This window comes from Enterococcus sp. ZJ1622 (assembly GCF_011038845.1).
In the GTDB taxonomy this organism is placed as follows: Bacteria; Bacillota; Bacilli; order Lactobacillales; family Enterococcaceae; genus Enterococcus_B.
On sequence record NZ_JAAKDW010000001.1, the window covers coordinates 18,578 to 41,258 of the forward strand.

Below are 22,681 nucleotides of genomic sequence, written 5' to 3' on the forward strand. Positions count from 1 at the left end.
TATTGAAGACAAGCAAAGGTTACACAGACTCAAAATACGAAGAAGCTAGTCAAACATTCGTAGCGCAAGAAAGTCTTGAAGCGGGTCCTTTGCTTTTCAAAAATACGCAGATAACTACTCAAGATTGGAATGATATAACTGAAAGCGGCATTTATTATTGCGCAGCTGCATCGGGCCCAAATATGCCTTATACAGGCAACCTGTATGGAATTTTAACTGTTTATAATGATGCTGCAGTAATTATCCAAAAATATGAATTCAATACTTCTGTTTATATGCGAACTTTTGCCGGAAATCCTCCGACATGGGGTAAATGGAAAAAAATAGCTCTTGCGAGTGAAATAGTTAATCTTACTAGTGATCAAGATATTGGCGGGAATAAAAATTTCTCAGGTGACGTTACTGTAAAAGGTAAAAGTGTACTAACTGTCGATGATAATAAGTATGAAATTATTAATTTGTCAGTTAGCAATGGCAATACAGGAACTGCCAGGCTCTATCGTGAAGGAAAAACCGTCACTATTTATTTTGTTGCGTTGAATGGGAAAAGCAGTGGTGGAAATGATTCAACGATACTAACAATTCCAGAAGAATATCGGCCACCAATTAGTTTTGAACAACTGGTAGGGTCGATAGATCGTTCTACCTTGAACAGTGCTCAATTATCCATTGGTGCAGATGGAGCAATTAAATGGCGAAGAAACTCAAGTTATGCATCTGATTATACCTTTGCAATTACTTACACGATTTAGAAAGGCGTGAATCGATATGAAGGCAGCATATAGACCAATTGAACCTTATGGCTTTGAACAAATCATTATTGACGATCATGAAAACATACCAGAAGGTTGCACAGAAATTGTTCCACCAGTGCCCAATTGGAAACCGAAATTTGATTTTGAGAAAAATCAATGGAGTGAGTTTGCGACTGAGGAAGAGAAGAAAGGCACAGCAGTTGATAATGTTGAAGAAGTTGATCAGTTAAAACAATTAAATGCTTTACTAACAAAACAGTTGACAGCATCAATACAAGAACAAGAAAAAATGCAAAAAATTCTTGCTCAATTAACGATGGAAGTCGCAAATCTTAAGAATGGAGGGACAGGAAATGAATAGTTTTCCAGGCTTTGAAAATATAAAGCAGTTCTATGATTGGGGATGTTATACAGAGCAAGACTTACTGGACTATGTAAACATGAATTGTTCACCCAAAGAACAATACAAGCAAATTACTGGTAAGACTATTGATTAAGCACAAAGTTAAATAAATATGGTACTCAAACGAGTGCGCTTTTTTGCATAAAGGAGAAATAGATATTGGAAAAATATTTAAATACACTCTCAGTAATGACAGGGGTGATAGGTGGGACAATTGTTGGTTTATTGGGAGGGATGGACAATATATTACATGTTTTAATTTTTCTTGTGGGTGTGGACTTCTTAACTGGACTTGCTAAGGCATGGAAATTGAAAGAAATAAGTAGTGAGATAGGTTTCGAAGGATTGTTGAAGAAAGTCTTAATCTTCGTTGTGATTGCCGTTGCGGTTGAAGTACAGAAAATCGTTGGGAATTCTATACCTCTAAGAGAAATAGTTATTATGTTCTATGTTGCAAATGAAGGGATTAGTTTTTTAGAAAACATTTCGGTATTCCTTCCTTTACCTGATAAGTTAAAAGAGGTATTCCAACAAATACGAAATGATACTGAAAATAAAGACCAAGGAGGAACCAAATGAAAAAGAAAATCTTTGTAGGAGCTCTTGTAGCTCTTTTTTTGTTGCCTGTAAATGTATTTGCTGCTAAAGGTGATCATGGAGTAGATTGGGCAGTTTATCAAGGAGAAAATGGAAGATTTGGGTATGCCCATGATAAATTTGCAATCGCTCAGATTGGTGGTTATAACGGGGCCAGTTTATATGATCAATGGACGTACTCTACGCAAGTTGCTTCTGCGATTGCTCAAGGTAAACGAGCGCACACCTATATTTGGTGGGATGTGTGGGGGTCTCAAGCGATTGCTAAACAAACGATGGATTATTTCTTACCAAAGATTCAAACGCCTAAAGGTTCAATTGTAGCGATTGATTTTGAGGGAGGAGCATCTTCTAATAAACAAGCAAATACGGACGCCATTCTTTATGGTATGCGTCGAATTAAAGCAGCGGGATATACTCCAATGCTTTATTCAGGAAAGCCGTTCTTATTGGCTAATGCTTATTATCAGCAAGTAATTAAAGAGTTTCCAGACTCTCTATGGATCTCTGCTTATCCTGATTATAATGTAACGCCAACTCCTAACTGGAATATTTTTCCATCGCTGGACGGTATCGGCATCTATCAATTTACCTCAACTTATATTGCTGGTGGATTAGATGGTAATATCGATTTAACTGGTATTACAGACAATGGTTATACTGGTTCAGATAAACCAGCAACAGACACTCCAGCAACGGATGCAGGGGAAGAAGCTAATGATACACCAAAATCAGAAATTAAAGTGGGCGACACTGTGAAAGTGAATTTCTCAGCGAAAAACTGGGCAACTGGAGAAGCGATCCCGCAATGGGTAAAAGGAGAAAGCTACAAGGTTCAACAGGTAAATGGCAACAAAGTTTTACTTGCAAATATTTTATCTTGGATTGATAAATCAAATGTAGAAATTTTGCCGGATTCTACAACTGTTCCAGATAAACCATCAGCTGCTAGCCAAATTCATGTCGTTCAATATGGAGAAACACTAACTTCAATTGCTACAAAATATGGAACAACGTATAAAACACTTGCTTCATTAAATGGACTAAGCAATCCGAATATTATCTACGCTGGACAAGTTCTAAAAGTGAGCGGAACAGCAAGTACTACTAGAAAATACACTGTTCGATCAGGCGATAATTTATCATCAATCGCATCTAAGTTAGGCACAACGTATCAAGCGCTGGCACAGCGCAATGGATTATCAAATCCTAATTTGATTTATCCAGGTCAAGTACTATCATAGTGAAAAAAGGTCCCTCGATGAGGGGCGGTACATAACTGTATTGACAACTATAAAAATCATTAGATAAAATAGTGATGTTATCGCATATCTTCACTATCACCCATAGATAGTCACACTCCAAGATATGCGGTAACAGGTTTGTTGCCACACATTCTAACTGGATGATCGTTTTATGGCTTTATGTGGCAACAACTTGTACTCTTAGCTCAGTTGGTCAGAGCAGACGGCTCATAACCGTCCGGTCGTAGGTTCGAGTCCTACAGGGTACATACTATAGTAATGTAAATATTTCTGTGATAGAATTTCTATGAAGGATATCGTACAAATCAATGCATATTTTTCATTGCTACTCTTTTGAGTAGCTTTTTTACTTGTGCCAAATTATGTGCCAAAAAAAATTTCAACACATACAAGATATATATATAGATTTCTGAAATAACCGTATTTTTTCAAACGTATAACAACGTATTTTAAATGTATTTCCCTATAGCTGGCATCATTAGAAAAGACAGATTGGTCGTGGATGTTCATCCGTTGATCGATCTGTCTTTTTTGTTATTCGCTTTTTTTAATCGGTTTCTCCTGAAATGTGAAGCTCGTCTTTTAGAAATCAGATCCCATGAACTTCTATGACAAAAAGACACTAATCAGGATAGCTGAAAAATCGAACAGAACGTGTACGCCCCAGCTTGTCAAAATAGAATTACTTTTGATGACCGCTTGATTGAAAACCAATCTAGCCACTCCCTGGATCAAAAGGATGTGTACGAGTGTGTGAAAAATATTCCCGTTATTATACGTACTATAATGAATCAATCCAAAAATGATAGCAGACAGGATACTAGACACCGGTAAGCTGAATTTACTAGAAAAAATAGAAAGAAAATAAATAGAGAATAATTCCTCACCTAACAGCATGACCGGCAAAATCAAAAACAATAAAGGACTGAAGGCTTCATTGACTGGATTACTAGTCAAGTCCCATTTCAAGATGTACTGCAGAATAATTGAGACTGGGAAACTGACTACAAGGTTGATAAAAAAATATTTGAGAATATTTTTGACTGGAGCAATGGGCTTCGAAAATATATTCCGTAACTCTTTTTTTCCGTAGACAACCCCAATACCTATGAGTCCGGTGACAGTCAAAGAAAATATACTGAGAAGAGATGGCCCATATAACAGCCCTAATAAACCTGCAGCAAGGATGATTGTGCCAAGAACTGTCTTTGTTGGATCTATTTTTTTTGCTAAAATATGATTCATGTTAGTAACCCCTAGTTATTCAATTTTTGGAAGATAGAGCTAGTATACATGAATAGTTAAAATAGGCAATGTTTTTTTATGAATATTCATTTTGGCACAGCTATACGATTTTTACTTGCAAAAATTTTCTGGCAAATTGAACTGCCTGTAACTGATTCAAGGTGCAGTTTTTTAGGTGTTCCATTCGTACGTCAATCGTTTCGAATGTATTGCTGCTCAAATCGATATTTTTTAAATCCGTATTGAAAAAACTAGCTTCATCAAGATCATTGCTGGAAAAAACTGTTTTTGTCAGCGAACAATCGATGAAATCCGCACTCGTTAAAATAGTACTTTCAAAAGCACTGGCTTTTATTTTAGAATCGGACAAATTAGCATAATCCATCTTGCAATTTTCAAATAGCGTATTTCCTATATAGCTTTCCGTCAGTTTCGTCCCGGTGAATTTGCAGTTGATAAACTGGACACGATGAAACATGCTTTTAGCCAATAAACAACCTGAGAAATCACAGTTTTCAAAGATACAATCTGTTGCTTCAAGCCGTTGGAAATCATTGGAATCAAAAAAATCATTTCTGAAAATACATTTATAGATCATTGGATGATCGATCGTCTGACCTTCAATCCGCTCATTTTCGGAAAGGATCTTTTCCACTTCAAAATCTTCATTCTCATAAATCTGGAAGAATGAACCTTTCATTACGCCTGTTTCGTTTACTTTAGGATCAATCATGTTTATTACCTCCGTTCATAGCTTCATAGTAGCAAAAGGACAGCCGATTTACATGAACAAAAAATGAGAGGTTTTTAGGCATATTTCGATAACAATCGCGTCGTTGTTTTTTTAAAGTGCTGAGAATGTCCCTGAGAGACATAAAATACTGCTAATTTTAATGGAATTATTAGAATAAATAAAAGATACGCTGTTTTTCAAAGAATGCCTCTCTAAAGCTAGATGTGCAAGCACTGGACGTTTTGAAAAAGAATCAGAAGTGGCGTATACTTTCTATGAGAGCATGATGGTTGAACTAGGAGGGATCAATGATGGCAAACAATAACGATAGAGAAGACATGATACTCAAATTATATGATTTAGTATTGAATCCAAAAATCAAAGAAGTCGAGCGTTCCAGATTGATCAAAGCAAAAACAGAGTTGGAAAAGGACCATTATTTCCCTAGAGTGATGAACGATTTAGAACGCCAGCTTCGTCCGATGGCAATCAAAGGGGAGCTATCAGAACCGGTCTCACCATTCTATCTGGAAATAGCAACGATAGGTAAATTTGAAAAAGAATTGGGAAAAGGGCTGGCTGCAACAACTATCACATTTGGATAGACATAAATAGTATTGCTCAGCAAGTAGTAATGACCGACTGTGGACAATGATCGTATAGATGATCATTATCTACAGTTTTTTTCTTTTAAATAAAGAAATGAGTGTTATTTTTGTAAGGTTCATTCGGTCAATGTCAAAAAGAATATAGTTTATAAAATAATAAAAGGCTGTGAATAGCTTTTTTTAAGTAACTAACGTTGTTTTTTATAGTTACATTTTTGTAAGAAAAAAATCGGAAATGTAAATTGTAAAAATGAAAACATTCGGTAAAATAAAATGAAAGTATTCTGAAATGGTGTATTTCAGAAGAAATAGATAAAGGATTTTTTAGTATGACCTATCATTGGCTAGATTACTTGGTAAAATCCATCGTTTTTGTTTGATTGTTGGGATGAATGGAGCAAACAATGTTGTTAAGGCCAGGGATAAACCGCCAATCGATAGGTTGACATTGGATGCATGTTTGAATTTATAGAAGGAGATGGAAAATGGGGAAGTATAGAAACATTTGTTTAACTGTGTTATTTATTTTATCTAGTATCGTATCGTTGACGCCGAGGTCAGCTCATGCGGACGCAGGGAGAGATATTAGCAAGAACGTCACATCGTTGAGTGTAGATCCGGCAGATGCTAGAGATGGGGAGAATGTAAAAGTAAAGTTTACCTTTGATGAAAAAGCACAGAATATCCAGCCGGGAGATTATCTCTTGATCCATTGGCCAAGTGAAGGAAGTATTCGAGGCGAAGGATTTCAGAAAGAAATTCCTTTGGTGATCGAAGGAAAAAATGTTGGAACTTTGATCGTCAAAAAAGATTCCGCACAAGTGATATTCAATGACAATATCAAAAACCTGGATGCTGTAGAGGGCTGGGGCCAATTTGAGATCCAAGCAAGAAATATATCAGACACAGCTGAAGAAAATACTGGCGCATTAGTGATCACAAGTGGGGACCAAAGCACAACTGTCAATGTGAAAAAGCCGGCTTCAGGGGGATCTGCCAGCGTATTTTACTATAAAACTGGCGACATGCTTCCAGAAGATACCCAGCATATCCGCTGGTTTTTGAATATCAATAATAACGCATCGTATGTAGAGCAGGAAGTTAGGATCACTGATGCGATCCAAAGCGGACAAAGGTTAGAGCCAAGCACCTTTGAAGTATCCCAAAACCATCTAGGTGTACAGAAAGTCTACCGGGGAGAAGAGGGAATCCAGCAATTCTTACAAGATTTTCCAGGTGCTGTATTCAATTATTCAGTAGATGAGAATAATATTGAGATCACGATCCCGAAAAATCTCGTGAATCTTAGAAAAATTCTGGTCAGCTATAAGACAACGATAGAAAATCCTGGACAAGAAAATTTTGACAATCATTCGAATGCCTGGTTCAAAGAATTCAATAAACCAGCAGTCGAAGGTGAAAGTTTTGATCATACAGTCAAAAATATTTCAGCTTCTGGCGGCATCAACGGTACAGTTAGAGGCGAATTGAAAATCTCTAAATATATCGATGGAACAGAAATCGGTATTCCCGGGGTCACATTTGAATTGAGACGAGCAGATGAACGACTGATTCAAGGTCAAGCCAGTATCCTGTTAACGACAACTGAACTAGGAGAAGCAGATATCAAAGGCTTGCCAGTAGGTGATTATCTCGTAAAAGAAAAAGAAGCCCCTGATTGGATCGATTTCGATCCTCTACAAGTTTCTGAATTGAGATTTACTATCAATGAAAATGATACTGAAGGCGTACATCTGCCGATCTATAACCAGAAAAAAGTCGCAGATATCACAGCGAATAAGAGTTGGGACGGCGGACAATCTCCGAGACCAAGTATTTATTTCCAATTATTCAGAGAAAGCATAAATGGCTGGGAGAAAGTACCAGAAGCAGAAATGAAACGGCTAGATGACGGCGTGACTTCAGTGACTTGGCAAGATATCCAACAATACGATGATAGCGGAAATCCTTATCGCTTCAAAGTACAGGAAGTCGATCAAGCAGGAAACGATTTTGTTCCAGAAGGGTACCAAAAAACAGAAAATGGACTCGTTGTGACAAACAGAAACATAGAAACGGTTTCGATTGATGGCCAAAAAACATGGGAAGATAATGAGAATGAAGCGGGCAAGCGTCCTGCCACTATCACCGTGAATTTATGGGCAGATGGCGAACAAATCCAACGAGAAGAAGTCAGCGAAAAAGATGGATGGGCTTATCATTTTGCGAACTTGCCAAAATATAAGGACGGCCAGGAAATCAGTTATACTGTGACAGAAGATGCCGTATCAGGATATGAAACAACGATCGAGGGCTACAATATCAAAAATAGCTATATTCCTCCAAAAACAGAAAAAGTCAAAGAAGATGGAAAAGAGACGCCATCAACGAAAAATCCGGAACCGGAGAAAAAGGAACCCGAAACAACCCCATCTGTCAAAGAGGAGATGAAAGAAGTATCAAAATCAGAGAATCCAGTCAATTTTGATGAGAAAAAGCTAGTGGACCATCCGGTTTTCTATACACCATTCATCCATCAAAACAAACAAGAGTTAACCAACGTCAATCATTATGATGTGTTCAATAAGGTGAATACTGCCGACAAACATGAGGAAAAGAAAAAAGAGACTTCCACCGGGAAACTTCCTAAAACAGGCAGTGAGAAATCAATGTCCATGCTTATGTCTGGTATTTTACTGGTCATGATTAGCGGTGGGCTGTGGATGAGAAAGCGATTGTGAAAAAGCTGTTCTGTATTTTTCTGAAGCTGATATAGAAAGTTAGTTACTCGGAAACCGTATATTAGAAAAAAGGTCCGTGATATGATTTTTGTCACAGCCGCTAAATTCTAAAAATAGAGCCCCCTGAAAGCTGATCCAACTCGCTTTCAGGGGGCTCTATAAGTTTTTTTTGAAATTTAAGTTAAAATGACAGATTTGTCGTATCTATTTAATGAGAGTCGATGTTTCTAGGTTTGGATTTTTCTGTTTCTCTCACGATGTAGACCGGACGTTGTTTTGTTTCCAAAAAGATTTTTCCGATATATTTCCCGATGATCCCCAGACACAACAACTGGATACCACCGATGAACAAGAAGATCGAGACCATGGAAGGCCAGCCAGTCGTTGGATCACCAAAAATCAGCGCTCGCAAAATAATGAAGAGAATCGCTATCCCAGAGCCGACACAAGAGAGCGCACCGATAAATGAAGCAATCGTTAGAGGCGCATCTGAAAAATTGACGATCCCATCGATCGAGTAATTGAATAATTTCCAAAAAGACCAGGAAGTTTCTCCAGCGACGCGTTCACGATTTTCAAAAGAGATATATTCTGTCTTGAATCCTACCCAGCTGAACAAACCTTTAGAAAATCGGTTGTATTCGGTCAATTCCAAAATAGCATCGACCATTTGTCGTGTCATTAAACGATAATCACGGGCACCGTCGACCATCTCTGTGTCACTGATCTTATTGATCAACTGGTAGAATTTCTTGGCAAAAAAACTGCGGATCGGTGGCTCACCGTCTCGAGTGGAGCGACGTGTACCGACACAATCGATGTCTGAATGAAGGATTTTTTCGATCATTTTCGGTAACAATTCAGGCGGGTCTTGAAGATCGACGTCCATCACTGTGATCAGATCACCCGTAGAAGCCTGTAACCCGGCATATAAAGCCGCTTCCTTCCCGAAGTTTCTCGAAAATGAGATGAAGCGGACATACGGATATTCGGCAGCTAATGCTTTGATCGTCTGCAACGTATTGTCTTTTGATCCGTCATCGATAAATAGATATTCGAATTCATGAGTTCCTTTGAATTTTTCGACTTCATTGAAAAAAAGTGGAACAGTCTTCTCCTCGTTGAAACAAGGAACTACAATTGATACTTTCATAGCTTTCTAACCTCTCAAGCAATTATTTGTATTTTTTAAGTGAACTAATTTAATTTATCCTTAAAAATAAAATTTTCAGGATAAAAACGTATATATATAGTGAAGCACCTGTTACAGTATAACACGAGCAAAGAGTTTCCTAAACAAATGAGCTGTCATTTTAGTAAAAAATAAGTGTAGCTCACGATAAAATTCACTGAAGTTTAGCAGACGTCTTTCTGGAAAAATGCGGAGAAACAGATTCAATGAATCATTTAGCATAACTAAACAATCAACATCGAACTCGAAGGGAGGAAGGCCCCAAATCAAGTGTACAGTATTGATTAGGGGGCAAAAAAAATGAAAATCAGCACACCAGTCGGGCATCTCTGGTTAGATGCAGACGAAAACGGTCTGACCGCTGTTTCGTTCCAGGAAATTGATGAAGACAAGAACGCAGATCAAGATGTACTGGTTCATACCGAGCGACAGATGGAAGAATATTTTGCAGGAAAAAGACAACGGTTTGAGATACCTTTATCTATCAAAAAAGGAACAGTATTCCAAAAGCATGTATGGGAAGCGCTACAAGACATCCCCTACGGAGAGAGCAGAAGTTATAAAGAAATCGCAGCGATTGTCGGAAGCCCTAAAGCAGTCCGAGCCATCGGACAAGCGAATCGGGTGAATCCTCTGCCAATCGTGATTCCGTGTCATCGTGTCATCGGACAAGATGGGAAACTGACGGGTTACATGGGGAATGCAGAAGACGGCGTAGCGATCAAACGGGATTTGCTCTTGCTTGAAGGAGCATTGGCAAAATAAAAATCGAGGGAACAAGACGATTTCATGTCCAGTTCCCTCGGTTAATGTAGTGTTAATAATCCATGTAATTTTGTTCCTCAAGTCAGAGTCTGATCAGCCAGATGAATAGGAGTGCTGCCGAAGTTTGCAGGATACCGACTGACAATCCATAAGATAAGAAACGCGCGCCTTCTTTTAAGAACTTAGCGAAATCCAAACGCAATCCGATCGCAGCTAACGCAGTGATCTCGAACCAGCTACTGATAAAGTGAGCCGACTGATCGATGAAAGCAGGTAAAGAGAATAGACTGTTGATCAGACAGAAAACCAGAAAGCCCAAAACATACCAGGGAAGTGGTAATTTTCGCTTTTTCGCTGATTGGACCGTTGAGTCAAACTTGTCGGGATGTTTTTTCTGCATGAATTTTTCAAAGAGATAAACAACGACGACAAGCATCATGATGCGCAAGATCTTGAATAGCATCGAAAATTCGACCACCGAAGGATCAAGCAAGCTTGCCCCAGCGACTACTTGGCCTACAGATTGGAGCGTACCGCCTAATAGAGCACTTTTTTCGATGAGGTCACCGCCAAATAGATGCAGACCCAGAAAAGGCAAAGTAAGCATCATCACAGTACCCAATAGATTGACTAAGGTGATGATCTGTCCTTTCTCCTCTTCTTTTGCGTGGATCGTCGGAGCGATCGAAGCAATGGCAGAAGATCCGCAAACGGCATTCCCGCCAGCCATCATCAGAGAAGAGGCATCGCTGAATTTCAGTTTTTTTCCGATAAGATAGGCCCCTAAAATAGTGACCGACATTTGTAGTAAAACAAAGCTGATTCCTTTTACACCGATTTGTGCGATCGTTTGTGCAGTGACGGTTGCGCCAAGCAGAAAAACAGAGCATTCCAGCAGTTTGCTTTCAGCAAATTTCGTACCGACTGCTAGAATCGGCTGTTTAAAAATGGTATTTCCTAATAAGATTCCTAATAAAATAGCGATCGTTGCTCCGCCGATCTGCGGTAAAAAGAGCGCAAGAAAACGGCTGATCGCCGCAACTGCAAAAGCAAGGAGTAATCCAGGCATGATGCGTCGTATTTCAGGTTCTTTGAGTGCGTGGAGTGGGTGTAGCAATGGTTTCATATGATTTTTTCCTTTCGATAAATATACTTGCAGGAATTCCTGAATCAAGTCCTTGAATATAGTAGCATTATTCTGTTTCTTTGACAAAAACGACAAAAACAACAGAAGACAACATAAAAAAACTCCTGATTTTCCCTGCTTGAAGTGGCATAGAAAATCAGAAGTCATTCTCTTAAGCGATTTTTTTAGAGATGAATTTTGTGTTTTTCCCATGTTCTTTAAGTAAGAAACGAAGATAGTGGACGAGCACGTACAGCACAACGAGACTTGCGATGATACACTCAGCGATTTTTAAGACATCTAGCAGTCCGCTTGCCATCCCTAATCCGTTAAAGTAATGGACCGCTGTAAACAGTGCAGTTGCGGAAATCACTAACGGGAAAGTAAACGCTGCGTAGCTTGGATAAAAATGGAGCTTGAATAGATGAGGCAGCATAGACAATACAACAAAATACAGTATTTGTGATAAGACGAATAGAAAAACGACTAAATACACATTAGGGTGTTCGAAGTTTTTCAAGTAACCTGTCAGACACAAAGAGCCTGGTGCGGCAACGATCGTGATCAGCGGAAGTGTCGGGTGTGCCATATTCTTGACGAAAAAGACCCGCTTGATAATTATCGGTAACAAGAAAGTGTAACAAGCCAAAGAGATCCAAAAGAAGATTTTTCCAATGAGAGGGAAAAAGTTTCCAGCTGTCACGGTGATCACGCCAAAGCCTACATAAATGATAAACCAGCTTGGATAGATCGCCTCGATGGAAAGATCTGCTTTGATCACATGATGGTATGTGAAATAAAGGACCAGTATCACTTGGAAAACCACTGCCGCTGCCCAAACGAATTTTACAATAGGAAGAATAGTGGTAAATGAGACAAAGTATGTGCAGATCACCATCAAAGCCATCGTGAAGGTGGGTGACACAGAAGCGATGATGGGATCATGCAACATTTTTCGAGTATGCTCGAATAGAATAAATAGTTTCACGAACATGAAAAGCATCAAGACCATACTAAGTACACCAATTACATTTCCTAATCCGACAAGATGATAGTCCTTGAATAAATTTCCTAAAGACGCCATTCCAAGGATCAGGCCGCAAATAGGGATAGGAATAATTTTTAAGAAATTTTTCATCGTTCTTCTCCTTTTGATTTTTAATAGTATAGATTTTTATATTGAAAAAAACTTCAGATCAATCAGTTTTTGAATCTGTCAGAAATTTATCACGAACTGTTGTGTTGTATATTTCCATTATAGTGTTTTTTTGGTATATTTAAATCAAATAGTTGATATAGTTACTATAATAAAAAGTTATGGAAGTGAAATCATGTTCAAATTATTAACGACTTTTCGAGCAGTATACGAAACGAGAAATTTCTCCCGAGCAGCAGAAGTACTGTTTTTGTCGCAGCCGGCAGTATCCAATCAAGTGAAGCAGTTGGAAAGAGAATTGAGTGTCGAGCTTTTCCAGCGAAATGGCAGAAAAGAGATGGTACCGACGAAACAAGCCGATCTTCTTTACGAACGGACACTGATTTTATTGGAAGAATGGGAAGACACTCAGCAAAAAATGCTTGATGAGCAGAACGAGGAAGAAATCTGTCGTATTGCTGCTTCACATACCTTTGCTGTTTATCTTCTGCCGAATCTGATGAAACATTTGATCGAGGCATTCCCTAAAGTGAAATTTGAAGTGGGGATCGCGAATTCCCATGAATCGTTGGACCAGGTGGCAAAGCATGAAGTCGATTTCGGTTTTATCGAAAAACCGTTAGAGACTTCTGGTGTACAGAGATATTCGCTGATGGAAGATGAGCTGGTGATCGCCGGTAATCCTAAAAGCAAGCTATGGCTTGTCAGAGAATCGACTTCTGGTGTTTTCCATTACACACAGCGCTATTTTGAAGAAAAGAACATCCAGGACAAAAAGATGCTGGTAAAAAGCAATGATGTGATCGTTGCTTTTTTGAAAGAAGGAATTGGCAGGTCCATTCTATCCAAACGTGCTGTTCCCGAAAATATCCCGGCCACACCTCTTGGATTTCAGCGGAATTTTTATTTCATCCAGCGGACCCATCTCGTTTCTGATCAGCTGCTGGAAGTAGCAAAAGAAATCCTTGTTTACAATGAAAGATACAAAGAAGCAGAAATGAGAAATGGGGAAAAAAGGGAAAGTTAATTTTTCCCAAATCTCCTTTGTAATGACTTTCAATTATTGAACCAGACCGTTATAATAAGTGGCAGTATGGTTTTTAAGAAAAGGGATGAAACATGGAAAAAAAATTAAAAGCTTCTACCGACAACCGAATAGATTATGGCGTGATCTTGCCGGTCTTTCTTTTATGTTTGATAGGTTTACTATCGTTATACGTAGCGCTTAGTCATGATCCGAATAATCCGTCTGTCTTAAAAGGTGTAGGGATGCAAGTCGTCTGGTACTTAGTGGGGACGGTAGCGATCGTAGTGATCATGCATTTGAATTCCAAGTGGATCTGGAAGCTCACACCCTATCTTTATGGGCTCGGATTGATCGTTATGGGATTGCTCCTGGAATTTTATGATCCAACCCTAGCTGCATCGACTGGATCGAAAAACTGGTTCCGGTTTGGTGCATTTACCTTCCAGCCAGCCGAATTGATGAAGATTGCGTATATCCTCATGATGGCACTCATTGTCACGAAACATAATACGCAAGTCAAAGATCGAACGACCAAATCTGATTTTTGGCTGATTGCGAAAATGCTGATGGTGACCATTCCTGTGCTAGCACTGATCATGGCACAAGAAGACTTCGGGACCATGTTGGTCTTTCTAGCTATTTTTGGCGGTGTGTTTCTGATGTCAGGGATCTCTTGGCGGATCATTGCTCCTGTAGTGATCTTGGCAGTGATCGTTGGTGCGGGCACGATCTTTTTAGTGACAACAGAAGGTGGAAGAGATCTGCTTTATAAAGTCGGATTCAAATCCTATCAGTTTGCCCGAATCGATTCATGGCTCGATCCGTTCCATGATACATCTGGGATGAGTTATCAGCCAGCGCAAGGTCTATTGGCGATCGGCACTGGCGGATTGTTTGGGAAAGGTTTCAATGTAAGCAATATTTATGTGCCCGTACGAGAATCAGATATGATTTTTACCGTGATCGGGGAAAACTTCGGGTTCATTGGCGGTGCGTTTGTCATCTTCTTATATTTTATTTTGATTTATCGAATGATCCGTGTCTGTTTCGATACCAATAATGAGTTCTATGCTTATATTGCCAGTGGCCTGATCATGATGCTCTTGTTCCATGTCTTCGAAAATATCGGGGCAAATATCGGCTTGCTTCCACTGACTGGGATTCCGTTGCCATTCATTAGTCAAGGTGGCTCCTCGATTCTAGGAAACATGATTGGGATCGGTCTGATCCTGTCGATGCGTTATCAGAACGAAGCTCCGGCAAAAAGTTCCAGGAGGTAAAAAGAATGTACACTTTTTATTGGTATCCTAAATGTTCGACTTGTAAAAAAGCAAAAGCATGGCTCGATAAACATGAGGTCGCTTATCAGACGATCGACATGATCCAAGAGGTTCCGGCTGCTGAAACGATCGAAGCCTGGCTGTCAAATAGTCAAGTACCGATTCGTCGTGTATTCAACACAAGCGGGATGAAATACCGCGAACTTGGCCTGAAAGATCAAGTTGGCAGCTTTACAATCGCAAAAGCCAGCCAAATATTGTCAACAGACGGCATGCTGATCAAACGGCCGCTCATCGTAAAAGACAAACAACTCGTTGCAATTGGTTTTAATGAAAAAACATATGAAGGAGTATTGACATAAAATGGCAGGAAAACATCTAAAGAAAAAAGATAACCTATGGATCCTATTCAATGGAAAAGAATATTGCGTGGGCCTGACGAATGAAGCACAAGAAGAACTAGGGGAGATCACTTTTGCGAACTTGCCAAAAGAAGGCAAAAACTACAAAATCGGCGATCCGTTAGTAGAAGTAGAAGCAGAAAAAGCGGTCAATGAATTTGCCAGCCCATTATCAGGAACAGTTTCTTCAATCAATGAAAAAATCGGTGAAGATATCAGTGTCTTGAATGATCAGGATGAAATGAATGCTTGGATCTTGAGTTTCAAGGACGTCGATCCGAAAGAGTTCGAAGCTTTATAATCATCCTGATGATCAGTTGAAAATCATTTGGAAAAAAGTTGACACCGATTCTTCCAGTTGCTATAATTCTAATCAATCATAAAGAAAGCTTTGAAAAGAAGAGTACATGCCGCAGAAGTTTGCAGAGAGCCCTGTTTGCTGAAAATGGGTAACGGAAATGGGATGGAAGATGGTCTTAGAGCAGAGTAGGCGAGCGAGAGCAAACCTGCTACGGGAGTGCCCGTTACAGCACGACAGTATACGGCCGGATTAGTAGCCAAGTACTGGAAGAGGCTGTTGCTGCAAAGTAACAGTGAATCAGGGTGGTAACACGGAAGTTCAAGCTTTCGTCCTTTTGTTAAACACAAGGGGACGAAGGCTTTTTTGTTTCCTGCGAAAAATTCAAAAAAGAAAGATGTGAGCAGTATGTCATTAATCCAATTGACGAATGTCAAAAAGACCTTTGGCGGTAAAAATGGAACGATCCACGCAGTCAACGATGTTTCGCTGACCGTTGAAAAAGGCGATATTTATGGAATCGTCGGTTACTCTGGCGCAGGCAAGAGCACACTTGTCCGATTATTGAATGGACTGGAATTGCCTACAAGCGGCGAAGTACGCGTGAATAATCAGGAAATCACGAAACTGAAAAACAAAGAACTGAGAACATTCCGCAAAAAAATCGGAATGATCTTCCAGCATTTCAACCTGTTGTGGTCAAGAACAGTCCTTGAAAATATCCAGCTGCCGTTAGAACTGGCTGGCGTACCTAAAAACCAGCGGAAAGAACGCGCAGAAGAATTGTTGAGATTAGTTGGCTTGGAAGGACGGGGAAATGCTTATCCTGCACAATTGTCTGGAGGTCAAAAACAAAGAGTCGGCATCGCTCGTGCATTAGCAAATGATCCGGAGATCCTCCTTTGTGACGAAGCAACAAGTGCGCTCGATCCTCAAACGACAGAAGAAGTACTGGATCTGCTGTTGGCAATCAACCAGAAATTGAATCTGACGATCGTCTTGATCACACATGAAATGAACGTTATCCGAAAAATCTGCAACAAGGTGGCTGTGATGGAACGAGGGAAAGTCGTGGAAGAAGGCGACACATTGACTGTTTTCCGTCATCCTAAGCAAGAAGTCACGAAACGATTCGTCCAGCAAGATATCGAACCTGAAGCTGACTCAGCAGAGCTATTGGCTGAGTTGATCAAAGAAAATCCTCGCGGGCGTTTGGCAACATTGACTTTTAGCGAGAAAAATGCGAATGAACCAGTGATCTCTCAAGCGATCCGCCGTTACAATGTGGATGTCAACGTGGTTTACGGAAAAATCAAACAAGCAAAAGAAGGTTCCTTTGGTTCATTGACGATTCTGATGACAGGAGAGGAAAAGGAATTGGATCAAGCGGAAGTGTTCATCAAAGAACAAGGCGTTGGGATGGAGGTGATCCATCGTGGATAAAAGCTTTTCAGAAACTTATTTGGATTTTAGCCAAATCAACTCAGAGACAATGAGACAGGCAATTGTCGATACATTATATATGACCGTGATCTCGATGGTTCTCGTGACCGTGATCGGGTTGATCTTAGGATTGATCCTTTATTCCATCGGACGGAAAAACAAGCCGTATGCACGTATCATCTATGGGATCGTATCCATTATCAGCAATATCTTCCGGTCGACACCATTCATGATATTGATGGTACTGATCATTCCTTTCACTAAAGCAATCGTGGGCACGATGCTTGGAGCACAAGCGGCAATCCCAGCCTTGGTGTTATCAGCAGCACCATTTTATGCACGGCTTGTCGAGATTGCTTTTCGTGAAGTGAGCCCTGGTGTACTGGAAGCAGCAGATGCAATGGGGGCAAGTTACTGGGAGATCATCTGGAAAGTATTGATTCCTGAAAGCATTCCGGCTTTAATCTCCGGCTTGACCGTTACGACGATCTCTATGATCGGATTTACGGCAATGGCTGGTGCGATCGGTGCAGGCGGTCTTGGCGGTCTTGCTTGGCAGGAAGGCTACCAGCGTGGTAATCTGACAGTAACATTCGTAGCGACTTTGATCATATTAGTAATTGTTTTTGTTGTTCAAGGAATTGGCGACTTTTTGACAAAGAAAACAGATAAAAGATAAATAGACAATAGGGGGATATGGATATGAAAAAGAAGATTTTTGGATTTGCGGCAGCATTGCTGCTGACAGTTGGTTTAGCGGCATGTGGAAATAGTGACAGTAAAGATTCAGCAAGCAATTCAGATGAGACGACGTTGAAAGTTGGCGCTTCACCTACACCGCACGCGGAAATTCTAGAACATGTGAAACCGTTGCTGAAAGATGAAGGGATCGATCTTGAAATCGTCAAATTCGATGATTATATCCTCCCTAACCAAGCATTGGAAGAAGGAGATATCGATGCCAATTACTTCCAGCACATTCCTTATCTGAACAAAGAAATCAAGGAAAAAGGTTATGATTTTGTCAATGCCGGCGCAGTTCATATCGAACCAATGGGCCTGTATTCTAAAAAGATTAAAGATATCTCTGAGTTGAAAGACGGAGCGACAATCATTACATCAAACTCTGAATCTGACTGGGGCCGTATCATCACGATCTTGCAAAATGCTGATCTAGTCAAAGTCAAAGACGGCGTTGATCTAGAAACAGCAACATTTGACGATATCGAAGAAAACCCTAAAAATCTGAAATTCAATCATTCGATCGATCCGTCACTTTTAGCTTCTACGTATCAGAATGACGAAGGTGACTTGGTAGCGATCAATGCTAACTTTGCATATGGTGCAGGCTTGAATCCATTAAAAGATTCTATTTTGCTTGAAGAAGACAACTCACCTTATGTCAACGTCATTGCAACTCGCAAAGAAGACAAAGACAGTGACAAGATCAAGAAACTGATCGAAGTGCTTCATCAAGAAGATGTCCAAAAATGGATCGAAGACAAATGGGGCGGTTCTGTAAAACCAGTAGCTGCTGAAGCAAAATAATCGGCCAGCCGGAAAACTGGTCGGCCAAAGGGCTGTGACAAAATTATTGTCACAGCCCTTTTTTCGAATAAACGGTGTTCTCCTGCCAACTCCTCGGGCACAAGTCACAATATTCATCAAACATGAGAAGCTGTTTGTTGAAATTGTTCCTTGTGCCTCAGAGTTGAACGGCAGGTTCACAACCTCTTTTTATATAAATTACAATCTAGAAATCAAGATAGTTTGATAATAAATAAAACTTATTCGATTTTAGTAAGGAAGATCATTGCGCTTCATTCTCAATTAGTCTAAAATGGGTGAGAACGAAAGAGAATTTGGGGGTAATTTGGCATGTCTGTCTTAGAAGTAAAAAATCTACATGTGTCGATTGAGGACAAAGAGATCCTTAAAGGCGTGAACCTGACAATGAAAACAGGGGAGATCCATGCAATCATGGGACCGAATGGAACAGGTAAATCCACCTTGTCAGCCGCAATCATGGGAAATCCCAATTATGAAGTCACAGAAGGCGAAATCTTATTCGACGGGAAAAATATTTTAGACTTGGAAGTCGATGAACGGGCACGATTAGGCTTGTTCTTAGCTATGCAGTATCCAAGTGAAATTCCTGGGATAACCAATGCAGAATTCATGCGTGCCGCTATTAACGCAAAACGTGATGAAGATGACAAGATGTCTGTAATGACTTTTTTGAAAAAATTAGATGAAAAAATGGCTCTATTGAATATGCCGGAAGAAATGGCTGAACGTTACTTGAACGAAGGTTTTTCAGGCGGTGAAAAGAAACGAAACGAGATTCTGCAGTTATTGATGCTTGAACCAACTTTTGCGATTTTAGATGAAATCGATTCAGGTCTGGATATCGATGCATTGAAAGTCGTAGCCAAAGGGGTCAATGAAATGCGCAGCGAGAATTTCGGCGCACTGATCATCACGCATTATCAGCGTTTACTGAACTATATCACACCAGATGTCGTCCATATCATGATGGATGGTCGTGTAGTGATGACTGGTAACGCAGATCTGGCAAAACGTCTTGAAGCAGAAGGCTATGCTGGTATCAGTAAAGAATTAGGAATCGACTACAAAGAAGAAGAAGCGTAAGGAGGAGCAGACATGAAAGAGAACAACTGGCTCGATTATCTTGACGCTGTGAACGATTTTTCTTTAAGCAAAGGTGAACCATTCTGGATGACTGAATTCCGCCGGCAAGCCATCGAAAAAGCAAGCGAACTGCCGTTACCGCACATCGATCGAGTAAAATTCCACCGCTGGTCTTTATTCGATGTCAAAGAAATGGCAGATGTGGTCAGCGAATCCGGGAATGTGGCTGCATTTGATGCAATGAAAGACAACCCGGTCATTGTCCAGCAAGGAACATGGACTGTTTTTGAACAGTTGTCAGCAGAGCTTACAGAAAAAGGCGTGATCTTCACGGATCTGTTTACAGCGATGCAGGAATATCCGGAATTAGTCCAGGAATATTATATGCAAAAAGCAGTGAAAATGGATGAAGACCAATTGACAGCCTTGCATGCTGCCTTTATGAACAGTGGGATTTTCTTATATGTACCTAAAAATGTCGTGATCGATGAACCGATCGAATCTTTGTTCATCCAAGATGGTGGACTTTCACAGCATTTCTTCAAGCATGTTCTGATCGTTGCAGATGAACACAGTGAATTTTCATACCTTGAACGATTCCAGACGACAAAGGAACAACTAGAAAAGGCATCCGGGAACATCATCGTTGAAGTCATTGCCAAAGCGGGCGCAAAAATCAAATATTCTGCAGTCGACCAATTAGGCGAAACGATCACTTCTTACATGAACCGCCGAGGCCATATCTTAAGAGATGCTTCTGTCGACTGGGCGATCGGTGTCATGAATGATGGCAACGTGATCGCAGATTTCGACTCGGATCTAGCAGGAGAAGGCGCACATGCCGAAGTAAAAATCGTAGCGATCAGCTCAGGCAGACAAATCCAGGGAATCGATACACGTGTAACCAATAAAGCACCTCATACGATCGGCCATATCCTGCAGCACGGTGTGATCCGGGAAAGAGGGACATTGACTTTCAATGGTATCGGGCACATCTTAAAAGGAGCAAAAGGTGCAGATGCACAGCAAGAAAGTCGGGTATTGATGCTTTCTGACAAAGCACGTGGCGATGCCAATCCGATTCTTCTGATCGATGAAAATGAAGTGACTGCTGGACATGCGGCGAGTGTCGGTCGGGTCGATCCAGAAGAGATGTATTATCTGATGAGTCGTGGACTGCACAAAGAAGAAGCAGAACGTTTAGTGATCCGCGGATTCTTGGGTTCGGTACTGACTGCGATCCCTGTGGAACAAGTACGTAAGGAACTAGTGGATGTGATCGAAGGGAAGTTGAATGGATGATCGAGGCAGAAAAGCTACGCAATGATTTTCCTATTTTATTCCAAGAAGTGAACGACGAACCACTCGTTTATTTAGATAATGCCGCAACGACACAAAAACCTAAGCAAGTACTTCAGTCGTTGACAGATTACTACGAGAAAGACAATGCTAACGTGCACCGTGGCGTCCATACATTAGCAGAACGTGCCACTCATGACTATGAGGAGGCCAGAGAAAAAGTACGTTCATTCATCCATGCCGGAGAAACCGCAGAAGTACTATTCACACGCGGGACGACGACAAGCTTGAACTGGGTAGCAAGAAGTTTCGGTGACCGGTTCATCAAAGCTGGAGACGAAATCGTACTTTCTTACATGGAACATCATTCGAACGTGATCCCCTGGCAACAGCTGGCAAAACGGACCGGGGCTGTCTTGAAATATATCGAGCTGACTGAAGATGGTTTTTTAGACATGAAAGACGCAGCAAGAAAAATCACGGAAAAAACAAAAATCTTAGCGATCGCCCACGTATCCAACGTTTTAGGTGTGATCAATCCTATCCGGGAATTAGCCGAACTCGTCCATGAAAAAGGCGGGATCATCGTCGTTGACGGTGCACAGTCTGCCCCACATATGACAATTGACGTGCAGGCATTGGACTGTGATTTCTTTGCTTTTAGCGGTCATAAGATGTGCGGGCCTACCGGAATCGGCGTACTATATGGCAAGCGCCAGTGGCTGGAACAAATGGAACCTGTCGAATTCGGCGGTGAAATGATCGATTTTGTCGAGCTTTACGACAGCACATGGAAAGAATTGCCATGGAAATTCGAAGCAGGAACACCAAATATCGCCGGAGCGATCGCATTAGGCCATGCAATCGACTATCTGCAGGAAATCGGCATGGACAACATCCATCAGTATGAAGAAGAATTAGCTGCTTATGTCCTGCCAAAACTGCAATCGATCGAAGGACTAGTTGTTTACGGTCCACAAGATCCGGCATTTCGCACAGGAGTCATCGCGTTCAATCTGGAAGGGCTGCATCCGCATGATGTAGCGACTGCGCTAGATATGGAAGGTGTGGCAGTCAGAGCAGGTCATCATTGTGCGCAACCATTGCTGAACTATCTAGAAGTAGCGTCAACAGCACGCGCCAGCTTTTATTTCTACAATACGAAACAAGATGCAGACCGTTTAGTCGAAGCAATTATCGCAACAAAGGAGTTTTTCCAACATGGGACTATCTAAATTAGACAATCTTTACCGTCAAGTGATCCTGGATCATTCTTCCCATCCGCATCATCGGGGAGCATTGACAGATTCGACCAGTAAAATCGAGATGAACAATCCGACATGCGGCGATGTGATCGAATTACAAGTCGACATAAAAGACGGCATCATCAAACAGATCGCCTTTGACGGAAGCGGGTGTTCCATCAGTACTGCCAGCGCCTCGATGATGACGGATGCAGTGATTGGAAAAACCGTGGAAGAAGCTGAACATCTAGCAGTTGATTTTTTACAGCTTGTCCAAGGAAAAGATGTCAAGGAATCGGATCAGTTAGGAGATGCTGCCATGCTCAGTGGTGTGTCAAAATTTCCTGCACGGATCAAATGTGCGACATTAGCCTGGAAAGCATTAGGAAAAGCAATGGAAAACGACGGTACCGCAGCTTTCCATCATTACCACAAGGAAGAGGAGTGAGAA

General features: G+C 40.7%; 23 protein-coding genes, 1 tRNA gene, 1 pseudogene and 1 other annotated feature. Of the genes and pseudogenes, 20 read left to right on the forward strand and 5 right to left on the reverse strand.

The genetic code is table 11. The annotated features are described in order from the left end of the window. Window positions 1–458 precede the first annotated feature (458 nt). From G7Y42_RS15185 to G7Y42_RS00140, 6 genes and pseudogenes are all read left to right on the forward strand, one after another. Window positions 459–752, forward strand: a pseudogene (locus G7Y42_RS15185) (DUF2479 domain-containing protein); the annotation flags it as partial. 16 nt (window positions 753–768) lie between these two features. After that, a complete protein-coding gene (locus G7Y42_RS00120) occupies window positions 769–1,116 on the forward strand; it encodes a hypothetical protein (protein WP_165002716.1) in 348 nt (115 codons plus the stop codon). Further along, complete coding sequence (locus G7Y42_RS00125) at window positions 1,109–1,252, forward strand: XkdX family protein (protein ID WP_165002718.1); 144 nt, start codon at window positions 1,109–1,111, stop codon at window positions 1,250–1,252. The genes G7Y42_RS00120 and G7Y42_RS00125 overlap by 8 nt, the downstream gene beginning before the upstream one ends. 65 nt (window positions 1,253–1,317) lie before the next feature. Next, entirely contained in the window at window positions 1,318–1,737 is a 420-nt protein-coding gene (locus G7Y42_RS00130) for a phage holin family protein (protein WP_206215420.1), read from the forward strand. Continuing rightward, the gene (locus G7Y42_RS00135) at window positions 1,734–2,999 is read left to right on the forward strand and encodes a LysM peptidoglycan-binding domain-containing protein (protein WP_165002720.1); all 1,266 of its coding nucleotides are present in this window, start codon (window positions 1,734–1,736) and stop codon (window positions 2,997–2,999) included. Before G7Y42_RS00130 ends, G7Y42_RS00135 begins: the two co-directional genes overlap by 4 nt. Before the next feature lie 195 nt (window positions 3,000–3,194). Beyond that, window positions 3,195–3,268 (forward strand) — tRNA-Ile (locus G7Y42_RS00140). Between the two features lie 358 nt (window positions 3,269–3,626). Here the strand turns inward: G7Y42_RS00140 and G7Y42_RS00145 are convergent. Together G7Y42_RS00145 and G7Y42_RS00150 are read right to left on the reverse strand one after the other, a co-directional pair. Continuing rightward, a complete protein-coding gene (locus tag G7Y42_RS00145; RefSeq protein WP_165002722.1) occupies window positions 3,627–4,265 on the reverse strand; it encodes a CPBP family intramembrane glutamic endopeptidase in 639 nt (212 codons plus the stop codon). A 100-nt stretch (window positions 4,266–4,365) separates the two neighbouring features. Continuing rightward, window positions 4,366–4,998 carry a pentapeptide repeat-containing protein gene (locus G7Y42_RS00150; protein ID WP_165002724.1) on the reverse strand — a complete coding sequence of 211 codons (633 nt, stop codon included), beginning with the start codon at window positions 4,996–4,998 and terminating at the stop codon, window positions 4,366–4,368. A 311-nt stretch (window positions 4,999–5,309) separates the two neighbouring features. Between G7Y42_RS00150 and G7Y42_RS00155 the strand changes: the two genes are divergently transcribed. Further along, window positions 5,310–5,603, forward strand: coding sequence for a bacteriocin immunity protein (locus G7Y42_RS00155; RefSeq protein ID WP_165002726.1), 294 nt, complete (start codon window positions 5,310–5,312; stop codon window positions 5,601–5,603). A gap of 488 nt (window positions 5,604–6,091) precedes the next feature. After that, window positions 6,092–8,347 (forward strand): Cna B-type domain-containing protein, encoded by a 2,256-nt coding sequence (locus G7Y42_RS00160; RefSeq protein WP_165002728.1) that lies wholly within the window; start codon window positions 6,092–6,094, stop codon window positions 8,345–8,347. 208 nt (window positions 8,348–8,555) lie between these two features. Here the strand turns inward: G7Y42_RS00160 and G7Y42_RS00165 are convergent, their stop codons facing one another. Continuing rightward, window positions 8,556–9,500 carry a glycosyltransferase family 2 protein gene (locus tag G7Y42_RS00165; protein WP_165002730.1) on the reverse strand — a complete coding sequence of 315 codons (945 nt, stop codon included), beginning with the start codon at window positions 9,498–9,500 and terminating at the stop codon, window positions 8,556–8,558. Window positions 9,501–9,839: 339 nt separating this feature from the next. On the opposite strand from G7Y42_RS00165, the gene G7Y42_RS00170 reads away from it, so the two are divergent. Then, the gene (locus G7Y42_RS00170) at window positions 9,840–10,304 is read left to right on the forward strand and encodes a methylated-DNA--[protein]-cysteine S-methyltransferase (protein ID WP_165002732.1); all 465 of its coding nucleotides are present in this window, start codon (window positions 9,840–9,842) and stop codon (window positions 10,302–10,304) included. 82 nt (window positions 10,305–10,386) lie between these two features. Here the strand turns inward: G7Y42_RS00170 and G7Y42_RS00175 are convergent, their stop codons facing one another. Together G7Y42_RS00175 and G7Y42_RS00180 are read right to left on the reverse strand one after the other, a co-directional pair. Continuing rightward, window positions 10,387–11,430, reverse strand: a complete 1,044-nt coding sequence (locus G7Y42_RS00175; protein WP_165002734.1) for a putative sulfate exporter family transporter — start codon at window positions 11,428–11,430, stop codon at window positions 10,387–10,389. A gap of 172 nt (window positions 11,431–11,602) precedes the next feature. Continuing rightward, window positions 11,603–12,568: a TDT family transporter gene (locus G7Y42_RS00180; RefSeq protein WP_165002736.1), complete on the reverse strand. Its 966-nt coding sequence runs from the start codon at window positions 12,566–12,568 to the stop codon at window positions 11,603–11,605. 193 nt (window positions 12,569–12,761) lie between these two features. On the opposite strand from G7Y42_RS00180, the gene G7Y42_RS00185 reads away from it, so the two are divergent. From G7Y42_RS00185 to sufU, 11 genes are all read left to right on the forward strand, one after another. After that, window positions 12,762–13,613 (forward strand): LysR family transcriptional regulator, encoded by an 852-nt coding sequence (locus G7Y42_RS00185; protein WP_165002737.1) that lies wholly within the window; start codon window positions 12,762–12,764, stop codon window positions 13,611–13,613. A 92-nt stretch (window positions 13,614–13,705) separates the two neighbouring features. After that, complete coding sequence (locus G7Y42_RS00190; RefSeq protein ID WP_165002739.1) at window positions 13,706–14,893, forward strand: FtsW/RodA/SpoVE family cell cycle protein; 1,188 nt, start codon at window positions 13,706–13,708, stop codon at window positions 14,891–14,893. 5 nt (window positions 14,894–14,898) lie between these two features. Continuing rightward, window positions 14,899–15,255 carry an arsenate reductase family protein gene (locus G7Y42_RS00195; RefSeq protein WP_165002741.1) on the forward strand — a complete coding sequence of 119 codons (357 nt, stop codon included), beginning with the start codon at window positions 14,899–14,901 and terminating at the stop codon, window positions 15,253–15,255. A gap of 1 nt (window position 15,256) precedes the next feature. After that, window positions 15,257–15,595 carry a glycine cleavage system protein H gene (locus tag G7Y42_RS00200; protein WP_165002743.1) on the forward strand — a complete coding sequence of 113 codons (339 nt, stop codon included), beginning with the start codon at window positions 15,257–15,259 and terminating at the stop codon, window positions 15,593–15,595. An 81-nt stretch (window positions 15,596–15,676) separates the two neighbouring features. Beyond that, window positions 15,677–15,932, forward strand: a binding site (T-box leader). 68 nt (window positions 15,933–16,000) lie between these two features. Continuing rightward, a complete protein-coding gene (locus G7Y42_RS00205; protein WP_165002746.1) occupies window positions 16,001–17,035 on the forward strand; it encodes a methionine ABC transporter ATP-binding protein in 1,035 nt (344 codons plus the stop codon). Then, a complete protein-coding gene (locus G7Y42_RS00210; protein ID WP_165002748.1) occupies window positions 17,028–17,714 on the forward strand; it encodes a methionine ABC transporter permease in 687 nt (228 codons plus the stop codon). Before G7Y42_RS00205 ends, G7Y42_RS00210 begins: the two co-directional genes overlap by 8 nt. Before the next feature lie 23 nt (window positions 17,715–17,737). Then, complete coding sequence (locus tag G7Y42_RS00215) at window positions 17,738–18,583, forward strand: MetQ/NlpA family ABC transporter substrate-binding protein (RefSeq protein WP_165002750.1); 846 nt, start codon at window positions 17,738–17,740, stop codon at window positions 18,581–18,583. A 330-nt stretch (window positions 18,584–18,913) separates the two neighbouring features. Further along, the gene (gene sufC, locus G7Y42_RS00220) at window positions 18,914–19,687 is read left to right on the forward strand and encodes a Fe-S cluster assembly ATPase SufC (RefSeq protein WP_165002752.1); all 774 of its coding nucleotides are present in this window, start codon (window positions 18,914–18,916) and stop codon (window positions 19,685–19,687) included. Window positions 19,688–19,699: 12 nt separating this feature from the next. Further along, entirely contained in the window at window positions 19,700–20,989 is a 1,290-nt protein-coding gene (gene sufD / locus G7Y42_RS00225) for a Fe-S cluster assembly protein SufD (protein WP_165002754.1), read from the forward strand. Then, window positions 20,986–22,221 carry a cysteine desulfurase gene (locus tag G7Y42_RS00230; RefSeq protein WP_165002756.1) on the forward strand — a complete coding sequence of 412 codons (1,236 nt, stop codon included), beginning with the start codon at window positions 20,986–20,988 and terminating at the stop codon, window positions 22,219–22,221. The genes sufD and G7Y42_RS00230 overlap by 4 nt, the downstream gene beginning before the upstream one ends. Further along, window positions 22,208–22,678, forward strand: a complete 471-nt coding sequence (gene sufU / locus G7Y42_RS00235) for a Fe-S cluster assembly sulfur transfer protein SufU (RefSeq protein ID WP_165002758.1) — start codon at window positions 22,208–22,210, stop codon at window positions 22,676–22,678. Before G7Y42_RS00230 ends, sufU begins: the two co-directional genes overlap by 14 nt. The last annotated feature ends 3 nt before the right edge of the window (window positions 22,679–22,681 follow it).